The organism is Streptomyces sp. NPDC048269 (assembly GCF_040652395.1).
Classification (GTDB): domain Bacteria; phylum Actinomycetota; class Actinomycetes; order Streptomycetales; family Streptomycetaceae; genus Streptomyces.
Genome location: NZ_JBEZLW010000007.1, coordinates 47,443 through 63,571, shown reverse-complemented (window position 1 = coordinate 63,571; position 16,129 = coordinate 47,443). Strand labels below are relative to the sequence as shown.

The following is a 16,129-nucleotide window of genomic DNA, read 5'->3' as shown; positions in this document are numbered from 1 at the left end:
TCGGCGGGCACTCGGCGGGCACTCGCCCGCGCTGGGCGGGACGGCACCACGACCCGCGGATCCCGTCACGGAGGGTCACCGAGGGAACGGCAGACCGGGCTGCCCTCCAGCGGTCGGCAGCCCGGGCTGACGCGCCCCCGCGTCAGCCCGGCCGCTCCACGGCGAGGCTCCGGACCCCACCCGCGCACACGGTCTACGTGCCGGGGCCCGCGTCTTCCGGCCAGCCGTAGCCCGTACGGGGCGGCCTGGGCAGGGCGCCCACCGAGGCCAGGTCCCGGTCGGCGGCCCGCATCAGCTGCCCGGCCAGGTCACGCATCGCCCGGCTCGCCGCCAGCTCGTCACCGATCGCGGGGATCTCCACGTCCTCGGGATTGCAGCGCGCCGTGCCGCGGCCGACCATCGTCGTCTTGCCGTTCTCGAGCACCGCCCGGGCTTTGGTGGTGCCGTCCTCCTCGATCAGGTAGACGCCCACATTCCACTCTTCGGCGTGAGTCATCGCGCGCCTCCTCCCGCTCCGGTACCGATTCCAGGATCCCTCCGAGCGGGCGGATCCGGCCATCCCAGAACCTCGGCTCCGGTCCCTTCAGCGCTCGGCCAGGACCGGGTCCGCAGCGTCGCGCTGGTGCGGGACCGCGGACGACCCCCACGGCTGGACCGAGACCGTCCGCGTAGGGGCGGGGATGGCGATGCCCTCGGCCCGGTACCGCTCGTGCAGGCGCTTGATGAACTCGTGCTTGATCCGGTACTGGTCGCTGAACTCGCCCACGCCCAGGATCACGGTGAAGTTGATCCTGGAGTCCGCGAACGTGTGGAAGCGAACGGCGGCCTCGTGGTCGGCGACCCCTCCGGAAACATCGGCCATCACCCTGTCGACGACGTCGAGGGTGACTCGCTCGACGTGCTCCAGGTCGCTGTCGTAGCCGACACCCGCCTGGACGAGGAGCGACAACTTCTGTTCCGGCTGGGTGAAGTTGGTCATGTTCGTACGCGCGAGGCGGCCGTTGGGGATGATCACCAGGTTGTTCGACAGGTTGCGCACCACGGTGTTGCGCCAGTTGATGTCGACGACGTACCCCTCCTCGCCGCTGCTGAGCCGGATGTAGTCACCGGGCTGCACCGTCTTCGAGGCGAGGATGTGCACTCCCGCGAAGAGGTTGGCCAGCGTGTCCTGCAGCGCCAGGGCGACCGCGAGGCCACCCACTCCGAGGGCGGTGAGCAGTGGCGCGATGGACACGCCCATGGTCTCGAGAGCGACGAGTACGCCCATGGTCAGGACGACGACACGCGTGATGTTGACGAAGATGCTGGCCGATCCGGCCACTCCCGTACGGGACTGGGCCACGGACTGCACGAGCCCCGCGACGACCCTGGCCGCCGTGACCGTGGCGATGAGGATGAGCAGGGCGGTCAGCGACTGGTTCACGATCCCCGTGAGCCGCGTGGTGAGCGGCAGCGCCGTGGCCGCCGCGGCGGCGCCGCCGATGACGGCCGCCCAGGGCGCGAGGGTGCGCAGCGCGTCGACGATGACGTCGTCCCCGCTCCACGCCGTCCTGCTCGCGTGCGTGCCCAGCCAGCGCAGGAGGGCGCGCAGCAGCAGCCCGGCCGCGACACCCGCGGCGATCGCGATGGCGGCCACCACCCAGTCGTGCAGGACGAGATCGCGGCTCACAGGGTCCCCTCCGGAGCCATGGGCGCCGACGAGCGGCGTATGTGTTGTGTCGTCACTTTGTCACCTGTCAGATCGTGCTGTGCGGGGCCCCGTTCGGGCGTGTGTACGCACACACGGTTGGTGCTGCCATCCTGCCCCATGGTCGGCGCGGCGCCGCAGGTGGGCCGGTGTGACCTCGGGCGGCACGGGCGGGGTCCGGCCGCACCGCGCGTGCTGTCACCCCACAGAGTCTGCGGTCTTGCGTACGACCTCGCGCCGGCCCTGCGTGTTCCTGCGCGGTTCGGCGTGGTTTCGAGCATCTATTGACATGAACTCGACCCTGCGCTGCACTGGTGCCCCTCTCACGCTCCGCTCGGCCACACCCGGCTGGAGGCAGCCATGCGTCTGCTCCGATTGCTGATCGCCACCGCGTGCGCGGTGTTCGCACTGGCGCTGCCCGGCGTCGGCGCCGGCCCCGCGCGGGCGGCCGCCGGCCCGCCGCAGACCGTACCGGCCCTGCGTCAATGGACGGCCGGCACCGGTACCTACACCTTCACCGACGCCACCCGGATCGTCGTCGACCCAGCTTCCGCCGCCCAACTGGCGGACGAAGCCGCCACGTTCGCGCAGGATCTGGGCGCGCTGGCCGGACGCGGCGTGGCCGTCGCCACCGGGAGCCCGGCCGCCGGTGACATCGGCCTCAGCCTCGGCGGCGCGGCTCTGCCCGCCGAGGGCTACCGGATGACGGTCGCGGGATCCCTCACCCTCCAGGCCGCGACCGACACCGGCGCTTTCTACGGCACCCGCAGCGTCCTCCAGCTCCTGCGCCAGTCCGCCTCGGTACCGGCCGGCACGGCCGTCGACTGGCCGACCAAGGCCGAGCGCGGGCTCATGGTCGACCAGGGGCGGAAGTTCTTCACCGTCGACTGGCTGAAGCAGCACATCAAGGAGCTGGCCTACCTCAAGCTCAACTACTTCCACTTCCACCTGTCGGACACGTTCGGATTCCGCATGGAGAGCTCCACCCACCCGGAGATCGTCTCCGCCGACCACTACTCCAAGCAGGACATCGCCGACCTCGTCGAGCTCGGCCGCAAGTACCACGTCACCATCGTCCCGGAGATAGACACCCCCGGTCACATGAACGCGGTCCTGGCCGCGCACCCCGAACTCAAGCTCAAGAGCAGCCTCGGCGCGGTCAGCCCCGACTTCATCGACCTCTCGCTGCCCGGTTCGTACACGCTGATCAAGGACCTGATCAACGAGTACCTGCCGCTGTTCCCGGCCCCGTACTGGCACATCGGCGCGGACGAATACGTCACCGACTACGCCAAGTACCCGCAGCTGCTCGGCTACGCCCGCGCCCACTACGGCGCGAACGCCACCGCCAAGGACACCTACTACGGGTTCGTCAACTGGGCGGACGACCTGGTGCGGGCAGGCGGCAAGACCACCCGGATGTGGAACGACGGCATCAAGTCCGGCGACGGGACGCTGCGCCCCCACCCCGGCATCGTCGTCGAATACTGGTACAGCTACGGCCTCACTCCCCAGCAGTTGGCCGACGCCGGGCACGTCGTGGCCAACGAGTCCTGGACCCCGACCTATTACGTGCTCGGGGGCGCGAAGCCCGACACCAAGTGGATGTACGAGACCTGGACCCCCGACCGCTTCGAGGGCGGCAACACCCTGTTCGACCCCGCGAAGAACCCCGGCTCGCTGCTCCACGTCTGGTGCGACAACCCCACCGCCGAGACCGAGGAACAGATAGCCGCCGGAATCATGTACCCGCTGCGCGCGCTGGCCCAGCAGACCTGGGGATCGCCGAAGCCCGCGGCGACGTACGCCGCGTTCACCCCCCTCGTCGCGGCCGTCGGGCACAACCCCGCCTGGCCCGGCCTCACCCAGCCGGGCAACCTGGCCCTGGGCCGCCCGACCACCGCCTCCAGCACCGAGACGGCGAACTTCCCGGCGACGGCAGCCACCGACGGCGACCCCGCCACCCGCTGGTCCAGCGCCTACAGCGACCCGCAGTGGCTCCAGGTCGACCTCGGCACCACCCAGAACGTCGGCCGCGTCGTGCTGCGCTGGGAAGCGGCGTACGGGAAGTCCTTCCAGATCCAGCTCTCCGACGACGCCGCCACCTGGCGCACCGTCCACTCCACGACCACCGGTACCGGCGGGGTCCAGGACCTGACCGGGCTGACCGGATCGGGCCGGTACATCCGCGTGTACGGCACCCAGCGGGGCACCTCGTACGGCTACTCGCTGTACGAGTTCGAGGTGTACGGCGGCCGGCCGGGCGGCACGCGGACCCTCACCGCGGGCGGCAAGGCACTCGACGACCCGGCCAGCTCCGGCACGTCCGGCACCCGGTTGATCACGTGGACCCCGCACGGCGGGCCCAATCAGCAGTGGCAGCTGACCCTCAACAGCGACGGCAGCCACACCCTGGTCAACGGGGCGTCCGGGCTGTGCGCGGACGTCTCCGGCGGCTCGACCGCCGCCGGCGCGGCCGTGGTCCAGGCGACGTGCACCGGCGGCGACAGCCAGCACTGGAAGATCGGCGCACTCGGGGCGAGCGGCTACTCGGTGACCAACAAGAAGAGCGCCCTCCTCCTGACCACGGCCTCCGGCACGGACGGAGCCCTGGTCACCCAACAGCCGGCCGGCGGCTCGGCCTATCAGCAGTGGCAGATCGCGTAGGACAGGGCCTAGTGACGGACCAGGCAGAAGGGGTGCCCCGCCGGGTCGGCGTAGATGCGCCAGCCCCGGTCGGCCGGGCCCTCGTCGAGCAGGGTCGCACCGTGCGCGAGCACCTGCTCCTGCGCGCGGTCCAGGTCCGGGACACCGAAGTCCAGGTGGCACTGCTGTGGCCGGGCGGGGTCCGGCCACCGCGGCGGCTGGTGGTCCGGCGCGTGCTGGAAGGCGAAGACCAGGCCTGACGGGGTGTGGAGCGTGGTCCAGTCCGCGTCGACCGACCACCGCCGGTCGGGCTGGTCGACGGTTCCGCCCAGCACCGACCGGTAGAACCCGGCCAGCCGCTGCGGCTCGGGACAGTCCAGGACCACGCACTGCAGTTCAGCGATCAAGGGAAGACACCCCTAAGGAGTCGAGAGCGCCGCGTCGATCATGCGGCGGGTGGCGGAGGTCAGTTCGGTGAGGTCCGGGGCCGGGCGGGAGCGGGCCAGGGCGCCGGCCAGTCGGTCGTAGAGGAGGCCGTCGGTCCAGGCGACCAGCAGTTCGGCCGCCTCCTCGGGCCGCTCCGCGCCGAGGGCGGCGAGGATACCCGCCGCCCGGGCCCGGGCCCCCTGGCCCGCCCGGTGGAAGTCCGTCTCCAGTTCGAGGTTGCGGGCCGCCTCCAGGCTCAGTTCGAAGCGGGCCAGCTGGCGTTCGCGTCCCACCGTCAGCCAGCGGTGCAGCAACGCGGCGAGCGCCGCCGCGGCCGCGTCCCGGTCCGGCAGCGGACCTCGGGCCCCTGCCCCGTCGCCCGCGGTCCCGCCTCCGGCCACGTCCACGTCCACGTCGCCGAGATCCAGTTCCGCCAGCCGCTGGTAGCAGGCGCCGATCAGGGCCGTCCGCGTACGGAAGTAGTAGGAGGTGCTGCCCGCCGGCAGCCGCGCCGCGCCGTCGACCGCCCGGTGGGTCAGGGCCCGCAGGCCGCCCGCGGCGACCAGGCCGATCGCGGTGTCCGCGATGAGGGTTCTGCGGTCGGCGCCGCGCTCGGTACCGCGCTCAGGGGTGGACATGGCCTCACTCTACAGCTGTAGAGTGAGGCCATGTCCTCTACAGCTGTAGAGGACAGGTGGTCGACAGGGAGGGGCATCTCATGTCTCAGCGTCACGCGGTCGTGGCGGGTGCGGGGGTCGGCGGACTCACGGCGGCCGTGGCCCTGCACCGCCGCGGCTGGCGCGTCACCGTGTGTGAGCGGGCGCCGGAACCGGCCACCGCGGGAGCCGGCATCGTCCTCGCCCCCAACGCCCTGCACGCTTTAGACGCCATCGGCTTCGACGCCACCCGCGCCACGGGCCACGCCGTCCCGGCGGCCCTGGGCCTGCGCCTCCCCGGCGGCGGCCGGCTCAGCCGCGCCGACACCGCCGGGCTCGCAGCCCGTTACGGCCGTCCCCCGCTCGCCGTGCACCGCGCGGACCTCGCCGCCGCCCTGGCCGCCGCACTCCCCGGTCGGACGGTCGCGTACGGAGCCGCCGTGACCGCCGTGGACCAGGCCGGCGGCCGCGCGGTGGTCCGGACCTCCTCCGGAGACCTCAGCGCCGACGTCGCGATCGCCGCCGACGGCATCCACAGCCCGCTGCGCCACCAGTACTTCCCGGACCACCCCGGCCTGCGCCACAGCGGCGAGACCGCCTGGCGCACCGTCCTGCCCGCCGTCCCCGGCCCGGCGCCCGAGGCCGCCGAGACCTGGGGCCGGGGCGAGCGCTTCGGCATCGTCCCGCTCGCCGACGGCCGGGTCTACGTCTACGCCACCGCCGTCGTCCCCGAGGGCCACCGCCCCACCGACCCGCGCGCCGAACTCCTGCGCCGCTACGGAACCTGGCACGACCCGATCCCGGCGCTGCTGGAGCGGATCGACCCGGAGGCACTGCTCCAGCACGACCTGTACGACCTGGCAGCGCCGCTCCCCCGCTACCACCAGGGCCGGCTCGCCTGGGTCGGGGACGCCGCCCACGCCATGACCCCCAACCTCGGCCAGGGCGGCTGCCAGGCCGTCGAGGACGCCGTCGTCCTCGCCCACCTGCTGGCCGCGCGGGACGTGCCCGCCGCCCTCGCCGCCTACAGCGCGGCCCGCGTCGCCCGCACCGACGCCATCCGCGTCCGGTCCCGCCGGGCGGGCCGGGTAGCGGCCCTCACCCACCCCCTCGCGGCGGCCGCCCGCGACCTGGCCGTCCGCGCCGTCCCGGCCCGCGCCGCGCTCCGGGCGCTGGACGATCTCTACGGCGGCTTCACCCTTCCCGCTCACGCGCTCCCCGGGTACACGGCATAACGCCGTGCCCGCGCGCGTTGGAACTCGTTACCGAGGTTGTTGACTGTTCAACACGAAGGCAGGCAGAGCCTATGAAGACCGAGATCGACTGGGACAACCCGACCGACCCGAGGCCCGGGAGCTGGCAGCTCGACCACGTCAAGCAGTACGTGGCCTCGAAGGGGGCCGAGGGCCAGTTCTGGAACGGCACCCAGACCCTGCTGCTCACCACGGTGGGCAGGGTCTCCGGCAACCCGGTGCGGACGCCCCTCATCTACGGCGAGGACGACGGCCGTTACCTCCTCGTCGCCTCCAAGGGCGGCGACCCGGCCCACCCGCTCTGGTACCGGAACCTGACCGAGCACCCCGAGGTGCGCATCCAGGTCGGCCCGCAGACCCTCCAGGGCACGGCCCGCACCGCGACCTCCGAGGAACGCGCCGCGTACTGGCCGCTGATGCTCCGGCACTGGCCCGCGTACGACGAGTACCAGGCCAAGACGGACCGCGAGATCCCGATCGTGGTCATCGAACCGGTGACCGGAACCAACCGCTAGCAGGCGCTCAGTGCCCCAGCACCGCCATCGCCGCGTTGTGGCCGGGGACGCCGCTGACGCCGCCGCCGCGCACCGCCCCCGCACCGCACAGCAGTACGTTGCGGTGGGCGGTCGCCACGCCCCACCTTCCGGCGGTGTCGACGTCCGCAGCCCCGTACGGCCAGGACAGGTCCCGGTGGAAGATGTGGCCGCCGGGCAGCCGCAGGTCGCGTTCCAGGTCCAGCGGGGTCTTCGCCTCGATGCACGGGCGGCCGTCGGCGTCGAAGGCGAGGCAGTCGGTGAGCGGTTCGGCCAGGTGCGCGTCGAGCTGCGCGAGGGTGGCGGTCAGCAGCACCTCGCGCGCCTGCTGGTTGTCGTGTCCGAACAGCCGGGCCGGGGTGTGGAGGCCGAAGAGGGTGAGCGTCTGGTAGCCCTGCTCCACCAGCTCCGGCCCGAGGATGGTCGGGTCGGTCAGCGAGTGGCAGTAGATCTCCGAGGGCGGTACGGAGGGCAGTTCCCCGGCCGCCGCCTCCGCGTAGGCCCTGGCGAGCTCCTCGTAACCCTCGGCGATGTGGAAGGTGCCGCCGAAGGCCTCGCGCGGGTCGACGGAGGTGTCCCGCAGCCGGGGCAGCCTCCGCAGCAGCATGTTGACCTTGAGCTGGGCCCCCTCGGGGGCGGGCTCGGCCGACGGGGCGGGTACCTCGCCGAGGAGATCCGCCAGCGCCCGCGGTGAGGCGTTGACCAGGACCGTGCGGCCGACGACCCGCCCTTCGCCGGTCGCCGTACGGAATACCACCTCGGTCGGCGCGATGCCGTCCGTGTCGATCCGCAGCACCTCGTGGCCGGTGGCGATCTCCGCCCCCGCCGCCCGCGCGGCGCCGGCGAGGGCGTCCGTGAGCGCGCCCATGCCGCCGACGGGCACGTCCCAGTCACCGGTCCCGCCGCCGATGACGTGGTAGAGGAAGCAGCGGTTCTGCGCGAGCGAGGGGTCGTGCGCGTCCGCGAAGGTACCGATCAGCCCGTCGGTCAGGACCACGCCCCGGACCAGGTCGTCGGCGAAGTGCCGTTCCACCGCCTGGCCGAGGGGCTCCTCGAACAGCATCCGCCAGGCCGCCTCGTCGTCGATCCGGGCGCGCAGCGCCTCGCGGGTGGGCAGCGGCTCGGTCAGTGTCGGGAAGACCTTCGCGGCGACCCGGCCGGTGGTGCCGTAGAAGGCGCGCCAGCTCTCGTACTCCCGCTCCGAGCCGGTCAGCCGCGCGAAGGACTCCCTCGTGCGCGCCTCACCGCCGCCGACGAGCAGCCCGCCGGGACGCCCGTCGCGCAGAGCGGGCGTGTACGAGGAGACGGTGCGCTTGCGGACCTCGAAGCGCAGCCCCAGATCGCGCACGATCTTCGCGGGGAGCAGGGAGACGAGGTACGAATAGCGCGAGAGGCGGGCGTCGACGCCCGCGAAGGGACGGCTGGAGATGGCCGCCCCGCCGGTGCGCCCGAGCCGTTCCAGGACCAGCACGGACCGGCCCGCCCGGGCCAGGTACGCGGCGGCCACCAGGCCGTTGTGCCCGCCGCCCACGATCACATCGTCGTAGACGTCGCGTCCGAAACCGCTGGAGCCCCGCATGGCTGGCATGGCTGTCATGGCTCTTGGTAGCACACCTGGCCGAGTCGCTCCAGACAGTACGCCTCGTCGGCGTGGGCCAGGGCGGTGGCGGGATGCTCGTCGCCCAGGGACCGCTCGCGGATGCCGGACAGCTCTCGGTAGATGGGCAGCGCCTCCTCCCAGCGGCCCAGCCGGCCGAGTCCGACGGCGAGTTCGCGGCGGCTGACCAGGGTGTCCGGGTGTTCGGCGCCGAGTAGCTCGGCCCGTGCGGCGCCCACCTGCCGGGCCTCGGCGACCGCCTCCTCCCAGCGGTCCAGACGTCCCAGGTTGACGCCGAGGACGTGCCGGGCGCGGAGCGTCTCCGGGTCGGCGGCCCCGTACGCGCGGGTGCGGTCGCGGACCAGGGCGCGGAACAGGTCGAGGGCCTGGGCGGCGTTTCCGGTACGGCCGAGCGCGATGCCGACCTCGTAGCGCGCGGCCAGGGTGTCGGGGTGGTCGCGGCCGAGCACCCGCTCCCGTACTGCGGCGACCTCGCGGAAGCCGGCCAGGGCCTCCTGCCAGCGGTCCAAGCGGCCGAGCGCGTACGCCGCCTCGTAGCGGGTCAGCAGGGTGTCGGCGTGCTCGGCGCCCAGGACGGCCGCCCGGTCGGCGGCGACCTGGGCGGCGGAGGCGTGGGCCTCCTCGAACCGGCCGAGCGCCCCAAGGGCGCAGGCAAGGTTGTGGCGGCAGCGCAGGGTGTCGGGGTGGCGCGGGCCCATGGTGCGCTCGCGGGCGACGAGCACGGCGCGGTAGATGCCGTACGCCTCCGCGTGGCGTCCGAGACGGCCCAGTTCGTACGCGGCCTCCTGGCGCGCCGCGAGGGTGTCGGCGTGGTCCGGGCCGAGGACCCGCGCGCGTCCGTCGGCCACGGCCTCGTAGACGGCGAGGGCCTCCTCGGGCCGGCCGGCCCGGCTGAGGGCGAAGGCGCGTGTGTGCCCGGCGGCGAGGGCGTCGGGGCCGGTCTCGCGGGGGCCGGGGACGCGCGCGACCCCGTACGGGGCGGTGAGCCGGGGGTCCTCGGCGGGCGCGGGGCGGACGATCCGCTGCGGGGCTCCGAGGGGTTGTTCGCCGCTGGGGCGGGCCGTCCAGGCGCCGGTGAGCACGGCCCATGCGCCGCTCGCGGGACGGGCCTCGGTGCCGGCCTTGCGCCCGGCGGTCATCCCGCGGGCCCAGGCCGGGAGCGGAGCCCGGTCGCCGGGCAGCCCGCCCTGGCCGAGGCGTGCCTCGACGAGCCGCCGGTGCAGGTGGCGGGCGTCGCCGGGCCGGTCCTCGGGGCGCTTGGCGAGGAGGTCCAGGACGACCTGCTCGAAGTAGTCCGGCAGTTCGGGCCGGTGCTCGCGGAGCGGGACGGGCGCGTTGTCGCGGTGGCCGACGAGCACGGACCAGGAGTCGCCGAGGTCGAAGGGCGGGGCGCCGGTGGCGATCTCGTACAGGACGCAGCCGAGGGAGTAGAGGTCGCTTCGGTGGTCGACCTCGCCGCCGGCGATCTGCTCGGGCGACATGTAGTGCGGGGTGCCCATGGCCATGCCGCCGCCGGTGAGCTTGGCGGTGAAGCCGATGTCGTGGGCGAGGCGGGCGATGCCGAAGTCGCAGATCTTCACGGTGCCGTCGGTGAGCCGCATGATGTTGGCGGGCTTCAGGTCGCGGTGGACGACGCCCTGGTCGTGGGTGTAGCCGAGGGCGGCGGCCATCTGTTCGGCGATGTCGACGACCACGTCCACGGGGAGCGGGCGGGTCTCGTTGTCCTCCAGGAGCTGGCTGAGGTTGCGGCCCTCGAGGAGTTCCATGACGAGGTAGAGGGGCCCGCCGGCGGCGCTGTCGTCGCCGAAGTCGTGGACGACGGTGACGCCCCGGTGCTGGAGGGACGCCGCGACGCGCGCCTCGCGGCGGAACCGCTCGCGCAGCACCTGGGTGAAGTGGGCGTCCTGCTCCGGTCCGAGTGGTTTGAGGCATTTCACGGCGACCTGTCGGCCCAGCGACTCGTCCCGGGCGCGCCAAACCTCGCCCATGCCGCCGCGACCGATCAGATCGAGCGATCGGTACCGCCCCTGGATCAGTCTGGACTCCGCCATGTCTTGAAGTCGCCCCCGTTGTCGTGCCATGCCCTCCCCGGCCGGTCCAGTATGGCCGCTGATGTACGCAGTGTGTACGTCGAGGGGCGGCTCCCGGGGCCCATGCGACGCATCGCTTTCAAGATGTGACCTGGAGGCAGCTGCCAGCGCAGACCTGCGGGAATGCTGCGCAGTACGCGTCCGGTGAGACGCAGGCGCCGGGTGACCGTGCGTGGGGCCGGTGCGGGCCGCCCGTACAGCTGGTGTGCCCATGCGGGGAGGGATCCGTAGGCGAGGGCGGCGAGCGGGCGCCACAGCAGATTTCGGCCAGGTACGAGGTACGGGTGGACGGGTGCTCAGTCCGCTTCACCGCCGATGCCCGCAAGAGAGCGTCGCGCGTCCTCCACGAGCGGGTCCTTCAGGTCGTCGAAGATCACCACGGCTTGGGCCAGCGCCTGGCCGGCCTCGGCGGGGCGGCCGGCCGCGGCGAGTTGCCTGCCCAGATCGAGGAGCGAGCAGGCCAGCCCGAAGCGGTCGCCGACGCGGTGACGTACGCCGACGGCCTGCTGGTACCACTCGACCGCCTCGCTCGTCCGGCCGACCGTGCGGCACACGTCCCCGAGCCCGTGCAACGCCTTGCCCTCCGTGGGCAGATCGGCCGCCGCACGTGCTCCGGAGAGCGCCCGCTCGAACTCGGTGTACGCCTGGTCGGGCCTGCCCAGGTCGAGTTCCAGTGCACCGATCTCGGTCAGGGTGATCGACACGCTGCGCCGGTCGCCGCATTCCTGGTGGATCTCCAGCGCCTGGCGCTGCCGTTCCAGCCCCTCGGCGTACCGTCCCAGCAGACGCAACGTCCAGGCCACGTTGTAGATGCAGGTGGCCTCCCAGTGGCGGTCCTGGATCTCCCGGCTGATCCCCAGCGCTTCCGTGAAATGCCCGAGCGCGTCCTCGTGGCGCTCCAGGTCGGACTCCGCGCCGCCGACACAGATCAGACTCCAGGTCTCGGCCCACCGGTCACCCTCCCGGCGGGCCGCGTCGACCGCGATGGTGGACAGTTCGAACCGGTACGTATCGCGCCTCTGCAGACGCAAGAAGTAGACCAGCGCCACCGGTAGTTTCCAGGCCACGTCGTCGAAGCCGTGCTCGACGGCCTGATAGACCGCGCGGACGAGACTCGGGAGCTCGGAATCGCACCAGGCGAGGGCGTCATCGGGGCCCGTGAACGGCGCCGGTTCCTGTTCCGTGTGGGGGTCCAGCGGCACGTGCCGCCGCTCGGGGGCCAGTACACGGTCGCAGGCATCCACCCTTCGGAGGTAGTACGCCAGCTCCCGGCGCAGGGCTCCCCGTCGCTCCGACGGCGTCTCCTCCTCCACACGCTCCCGCGCGTAGTCGCGGAGCACGTCGTGGTACCGGTACCGCCCTCCTCCCATTTCCTCGAGCATGTTGAGGGCGTCCAGCTTCTCGAGGATGCGCCGGGTCTCGTTCTCGGGGCGGTCGATCAGCGCTGCGGCTGCCGGAACGGAGAAGTCGGGACCGGCGTGGAGGGCGAGCAACCGGAAGGCTCGGGCAAGCGTTGAGGGCAGTCCCTGGTAGGACCACGAGAGCACCATACGGGCATCCATCCCATCATCTAGTGTGGAAAGGGCGTCGAGCCGGTCGCTGTCGCGCGCGAGGTCCGCAACCGGCCCGCTCAAAGACGGGGAAGCGCTGGCTCTTTCAGCCACGATCCTGATGAAGAGCGGCTTGCCACCGCAGCGGATCACGAGTTCGGTGGCCGCCCGCGTGTCGCGGTGACCTGAGAGCCGCTCCACCAGGTGAACCGCCTCGGGAAGGTCGAGCGGTCTCACGAGCAGGGGCGTGGCTCCGTCCACCGCGGTCAGACTTCCCAGGCGGTTCCTGCTGGTGACGAGCGTGAAGCAGCCCGGCGACGACGGGAAGAGCGGCCGTACCTGGTCCGCACTCCGCGCGTTGTCGGCCACGACCAGCAGGCGCTTCCCGTGGGCCATCGAGCGGAACAGCGCCGCCATGGCGTCCAGATCGTCCACCATCCCGTCGGCCGAAGCGCTCAGGGCGTGCAGAAAACCGTGGAGCACGTCCTCGGGCCGCAGTGGCGCCCGCTGGTCATAGCCGCAGAGATTGACGTACAACTGGCCGTCGGGAAAGTCCGCTTGGCGCTCGTGGGCCCAGTGCGCGGCGAGGCCGCTCTTCCCCACCCCGGCCGGGCCGGAGATCATGGCGATGCCGTTCCCGGCCGCGGCCAGCTCGTCCAGCCTGCGGAGCGCGTCGGTGCGTCCGGTGAAGTGGGTGGGGGGCCGCGGCAATTGCCTCGGTACCGGCAGCCCGTGCGGACCGGTGTTCACGCCGCCGTAGATGTTCTCGGCGAGCACGACGTTCCTCGCCTGTCCGGAGTACGTGTTGGCGCTGCCCTCTGCGGTCATGGGCCCTCTCTCCGGGTCCGGCTCCTCGTACGTGTCACGCCCGTGCCTGGCCGGCCGGCCGGAACGCGCCGTACCCCCGGTCGGCCCTCGGCGGCCAGCCGGTCGACGGTGGCCCGCAGGCCGGCCGTGAAGCGGGCGCCCGCCGGTTCCATCGCCACCTGGGCCGCCAAGGCGTCCACGGTCATGTCTGCCCGGTCCAGGTACCGCCGGAACGCCGCCGCGGCTTCCCCGTGCGGCTCCGGAGCGGCCGGGCGTGGCATCTCGGCGCAACGCGCGCCCCACAGCTCCGCGAGGGCCACATGGGCGTAGAGACCGTGGAGGACCTGCCGGGCCGACAACGGCTTGCGCCACCACGGTACGGACACCAGGGCAGTGTCCTCCGCCGGGAAGAAGGCGTACGCGTCCAGCAGTGCGGCCAGCTTGGTGTGCTGGAACCCGCACAGCAGGGCAGCGGCCGGGTCCACGACGGCCTGGCCCTCGGACACCCGCCGCAAGCACAGGCCGACGCCACCGAACGCGCGCCTCGCAGCACGGAAGCCGACGCCCTGCTCTGTCACCGCGTCCCGGAGGGGGACGACCGCACGCAGTCCCGCCCTCAGCGTCGCGGCGTAGGCGGGGACCAGGCGCGAGAGTTCGTTTCCCGCGTCGGCCAGGGCGGTCCGCCAGGTGTCCCACTCGGGTGCGGACAGTCGACCGAGTGGGGGCCGGTCCTCGTCGGCGCGGTACGGGTCGAGGTCCTCGACGGCGACGGGGAGCGGGGCCGCGGTCAGCCGTCTGATCACGACCGGCCCGCCACCTGCCGGACGGCCACCCGCGAGCGACACCACTGTGGTGGGCCCGGCGCCCTGGACCCGTAACGCGCCCACGCCCGGCAGATGGGCCAGCCCGGCTCTCACCGGTACCGGCAGGCTCACGTCCACGCCCGCGTGCCAGGCGACGGCAGCGGCGACGCCGGCGATGTGTGCCCTGTCCCGTTCGGCCTCTCCCGCGCCGACGGGACGCCGGCACTGGTCCGCCCACGCCTGCACGAAGGGGTGGCGCAGGACTTCCCGGGTCTCGGCCGGGTAGCGGTTCTCCATCTCGATCAGCAGCTCCCAGCCTTCGGAGGCCGCGGCTCCCAAGGGGGATCGTCCGGGCGGCCGGGCGGCTGCGCCGGCTATCAGCGTCTTCGTCAAGGTGAGTTGCATGTCCTGGAGCGCCTGGACGCCTGCCGCGGTCCCCGCGCCCGCCGCGAACGCGTCGAACGCGCCGTCCGGCAGGTGAGCGGTGACGCGCTGCCGGGCATCGGGGCGGGGGCCGGCGGCCGCGTGGCCCGCCTGCGCAGCCGGCACCTCGGTCGCCAGGACCAGGAGGTCGGCGCAGTACACCGACGGGTTGTCGAAGCCGCTCGCGGAGCTGTAGCGGTGGGCGTAGAGACCACCACCGCAGGTCCGCACCACGGGGCAGGCCATGCAGGTCGCGGACAACTCCGCGTGGTGCTCGTTCCGCGCGGCGATGCCGGGGTGGGTCATGAGGCCGTCCAGGCTGTGGGTGAAGACGGACATGCCGGTGGCCGGTGCGCCCGCATAGGCGGTCTTCAGGGAATCGGCCTGTTCCCACGAGCCGTCGGTGTCCACGACGGCGAGGGCCACCGGTCGGAGCCCCACCACTTCGCTTCCGCTGGCTTCGCCTCGGGACGCTGCCCTCAGGGCGTCGAACAGCCGGATCGGAACCGGCGCCCCGTCGGCGAGCCAGCGGGAGTGGATGCGGCCCAGCCAGGCAGCGTAGGGAGGGGGTGATTGTCCGTGCCGCGGCGGCGGGTTCTCCCAGGTCGCATGGGGGAACAGGAAGTCCATGCGGGGTGGGGACTGCGCCAGTAACGCCTCATAAACCGCGATCGGGTCGTTCGCCACATCCACGGTGCACAGGATCCCGCCGTAGAGATGACGGAACTCGGGACGCCGCAGCAGCTCAAGTCCCCGCAGGACGCCTGCGTGACTGCTGCGGCCGCTCCCGTATCGGCGGTGCCGATCATTGGCCGTCCGGTCACCGTCGAGTGACACTCCGACCTGGATGCCGAGTTCGGCGAAGAGCTCGCAGAACCTCTCGTTGAGCAGCACGCCATTGGTCTGCACCTGCAGACCGAGGCCGAATTCACCACCGACGACGTCGCGCAGTGTGGTGGCGATCTCCCGCAGGCGTTTCGTTCCGAGAAGGAGCGGCTCTCCGCCATGGAGACTGACGCGCACCACGGACAGCCGGTGAATGCGACCATGCTCCGCGATACGCGCCGCCGCTTGCGCCACCACTTCCGGACTCATCGTCCGTGGTTTGTCGCGCCAGCTCTGATCAGCGTGCTCGTAGACGTAACAGTGGTCACAGGCCAGGTTGCAGCCGCCGTGTACTTTCAGGACGAATTGGTCGATGGCACGAGGCACTGATCGCCACCGATCTCAGACTGGAAGGCGGCCATCCGCTCGGACGGTTCGGGATTGACGATCGGCGAATCTCCACCGATCTCAGAACTGAAGGCCGCCATCCGCTCGGGCACATCTGGATGGAAGGGCAGTGAATCGCCGCCAATCTCAGAATTGAAGGCCGCCATCCGCTCGGGCACATCGGGACTGAAGATCAGCGAACGGAATTCGGCAGCCGTGCCGGACGAATCGAAGGCGAGGCTCGACAGGGTAAGTTTTCCGATGTCGGGGAGGGAACGCCCGACGGGATCCACATCTCTCATGATCACCTTTCTCTCACAACGGAAGGCGTGATCCAAGAAGGGTGCAAGCCCTCAGATTAGCACTGGACTAAGGGAATTCAGAGAGTTCGCGGATACTTTCGCTCCCGGTCGGCGTACACTCGG

At 72.2% G+C, this 16,129-nt stretch carries 12 protein-coding genes and 1 pseudogene; 3 read left to right on the top strand and 10 right to left on the bottom strand.

What is annotated here, in order from left to right:
- Window positions 1-193 precede the first annotated feature (193 nt).
- Window positions 194-496, bottom strand: a complete 303-nt coding sequence (locus AB0D48_RS10450) for a DUF1876 domain-containing protein (protein ID WP_362393259.1) — start codon at window positions 494-496, stop codon at window positions 194-196.
- A gap of 87 nt (window positions 497-583) precedes the next feature.
- On the bottom strand, window positions 584-1,669 hold the full coding sequence (locus AB0D48_RS10445; RefSeq protein ID WP_362393256.1) for a mechanosensitive ion channel family protein: 1,086 nt from the start codon (window positions 1,667-1,669) through the stop codon (window positions 584-586).
- Window positions 1,670-2,047: 378 nt separating this feature from the next.
- Between AB0D48_RS10445 and AB0D48_RS10440 the strand changes: the two genes are divergently transcribed.
- On the top strand, window positions 2,048-4,354 hold the full coding sequence (locus tag AB0D48_RS10440; protein WP_362393253.1) for a family 20 glycosylhydrolase: 2,307 nt from the start codon (window positions 2,048-2,050) through the stop codon (window positions 4,352-4,354).
- Window positions 4,355-4,362: 8 nt separating this feature from the next.
- Here the strand turns inward: AB0D48_RS10440 and AB0D48_RS10435 are convergent, their stop codons facing one another.
- Window positions 4,363-4,740, bottom strand: a complete 378-nt coding sequence (locus AB0D48_RS10435) for a VOC family protein (protein WP_362393250.1) — start codon at window positions 4,738-4,740, stop codon at window positions 4,363-4,365.
- Between the two features lie 12 nt (window positions 4,741-4,752).
- The gene (locus AB0D48_RS10430) at window positions 4,753-5,397 is read right to left on the bottom strand and encodes a TetR family transcriptional regulator (RefSeq protein ID WP_362393247.1); all 645 of its coding nucleotides are present in this window, start codon (window positions 5,395-5,397) and stop codon (window positions 4,753-4,755) included.
- An 80-nt stretch (window positions 5,398-5,477) separates the two neighbouring features.
- Here AB0D48_RS10430 and AB0D48_RS10425 point away from each other — a divergent pair, with 80 nt between their 5' ends.
- Together AB0D48_RS10425 and AB0D48_RS10420 are read left to right on the top strand one after the other, a co-directional pair.
- Window positions 5,478-6,650: an FAD-dependent monooxygenase gene (locus tag AB0D48_RS10425; protein ID WP_362393246.1), complete on the top strand. Its 1,173-nt coding sequence runs from the start codon at window positions 5,478-5,480 to the stop codon at window positions 6,648-6,650.
- Window positions 6,651-6,721: 71 nt separating this feature from the next.
- Window positions 6,722-7,183 (top strand): nitroreductase family deazaflavin-dependent oxidoreductase, encoded by a 462-nt coding sequence (locus AB0D48_RS10420; RefSeq protein ID WP_362393243.1) that lies wholly within the window; start codon window positions 6,722-6,724, stop codon window positions 7,181-7,183.
- A 7-nt stretch (window positions 7,184-7,190) separates the two neighbouring features.
- On the opposite strand, the gene AB0D48_RS10415 is transcribed toward AB0D48_RS10420, so the two are convergent.
- The 6 genes and pseudogenes from AB0D48_RS10415 to AB0D48_RS10390 all read right to left on the bottom strand — a co-directional run bounded on the left by AB0D48_RS10415 (window position 7,191) and on the right by AB0D48_RS10390 (window position 15,997).
- Window positions 7,191-8,798, bottom strand: a complete 1,608-nt coding sequence (locus AB0D48_RS10415; RefSeq protein WP_362393240.1) for an NAD(P)/FAD-dependent oxidoreductase — start codon at window positions 8,796-8,798, stop codon at window positions 7,191-7,193.
- Window positions 8,795-10,870: a serine/threonine-protein kinase gene (locus AB0D48_RS10410; RefSeq protein WP_362393237.1), complete on the bottom strand. Its 2,076-nt coding sequence runs from the start codon at window positions 10,868-10,870 to the stop codon at window positions 8,795-8,797. The genes AB0D48_RS10415 and AB0D48_RS10410 overlap by 4 nt, the downstream gene beginning before the upstream one ends.
- Window positions 10,852-11,202 (bottom strand): annotated as a pseudogene (locus tag AB0D48_RS10405) (DUF2236 domain-containing protein); the annotation flags it as partial. The pseudogene AB0D48_RS10405 and the gene AB0D48_RS10410, both read right to left, overlap by 19 nt.
- Window positions 11,203-11,205: 3 nt before the next feature.
- Window positions 11,206-13,287 carry a tetratricopeptide repeat protein gene (locus tag AB0D48_RS10400; RefSeq protein ID WP_362393234.1) on the bottom strand — a complete coding sequence of 694 codons (2,082 nt, stop codon included), beginning with the start codon at window positions 13,285-13,287 and terminating at the stop codon, window positions 11,206-11,208.
- On the bottom strand, window positions 13,284-15,704 hold the full coding sequence (locus tag AB0D48_RS10395; RefSeq protein ID WP_362393231.1) for an FxsB family cyclophane-forming radical SAM/SPASM peptide maturase: 2,421 nt from the start codon (window positions 15,702-15,704) through the stop codon (window positions 13,284-13,286). Before AB0D48_RS10395 ends, AB0D48_RS10400 begins: the two co-directional genes overlap by 4 nt.
- Window positions 15,674-15,997, bottom strand: a complete 324-nt coding sequence (locus AB0D48_RS10390) for a hypothetical protein (RefSeq protein ID WP_362393228.1) — start codon at window positions 15,995-15,997, stop codon at window positions 15,674-15,676. Before AB0D48_RS10390 ends, AB0D48_RS10395 begins: the two co-directional genes overlap by 31 nt.
- Window positions 15,998-16,129 lie beyond the last annotated feature (132 nt).

Coding starts and splice junctions, on each gene's coding strand:
- AB0D48_RS10450 (WP_362393259.1), bottom strand. CDS start 496: ATGACTCACGCCGAAGAGTGGAATGTGGGCGTCTACCTGATCGAGGAG.
- AB0D48_RS10415 (WP_362393240.1), bottom strand. CDS start 8,798: ATGACAGCCATGCCAGCCATGCGGGGCTCCAGCGGTTTCGGACGCGAC.
- AB0D48_RS10420 (WP_362393243.1), top strand. CDS start 6,722: ATGAAGACCGAGATCGACTGGGACAACCCGACCGACCCGAGGCCCGGG.
- AB0D48_RS10440 (WP_362393253.1), top strand. CDS start 2,048: ATGCGTCTGCTCCGATTGCTGATCGCCACCGCGTGCGCGGTGTTCGCA.
- AB0D48_RS10430 (WP_362393247.1), bottom strand. CDS start 5,397: ATGTCCACCCCTGAGCGCGGTACCGAGCGCGGCGCCGACCGCAGAACC.
- AB0D48_RS10410 (WP_362393237.1), bottom strand. CDS start 10,870: ATGGCGGAGTCCAGACTGATCCAGGGGCGGTACCGATCGCTCGATCTG.
- AB0D48_RS10425 (WP_362393246.1), top strand. CDS start 5,478: ATGTCTCAGCGTCACGCGGTCGTGGCGGGTGCGGGGGTCGGCGGACTC.
- AB0D48_RS10400 (WP_362393234.1), bottom strand. CDS start 13,287: ATGACCGCAGAGGGCAGCGCCAACACGTACTCCGGACAGGCGAGGAAC.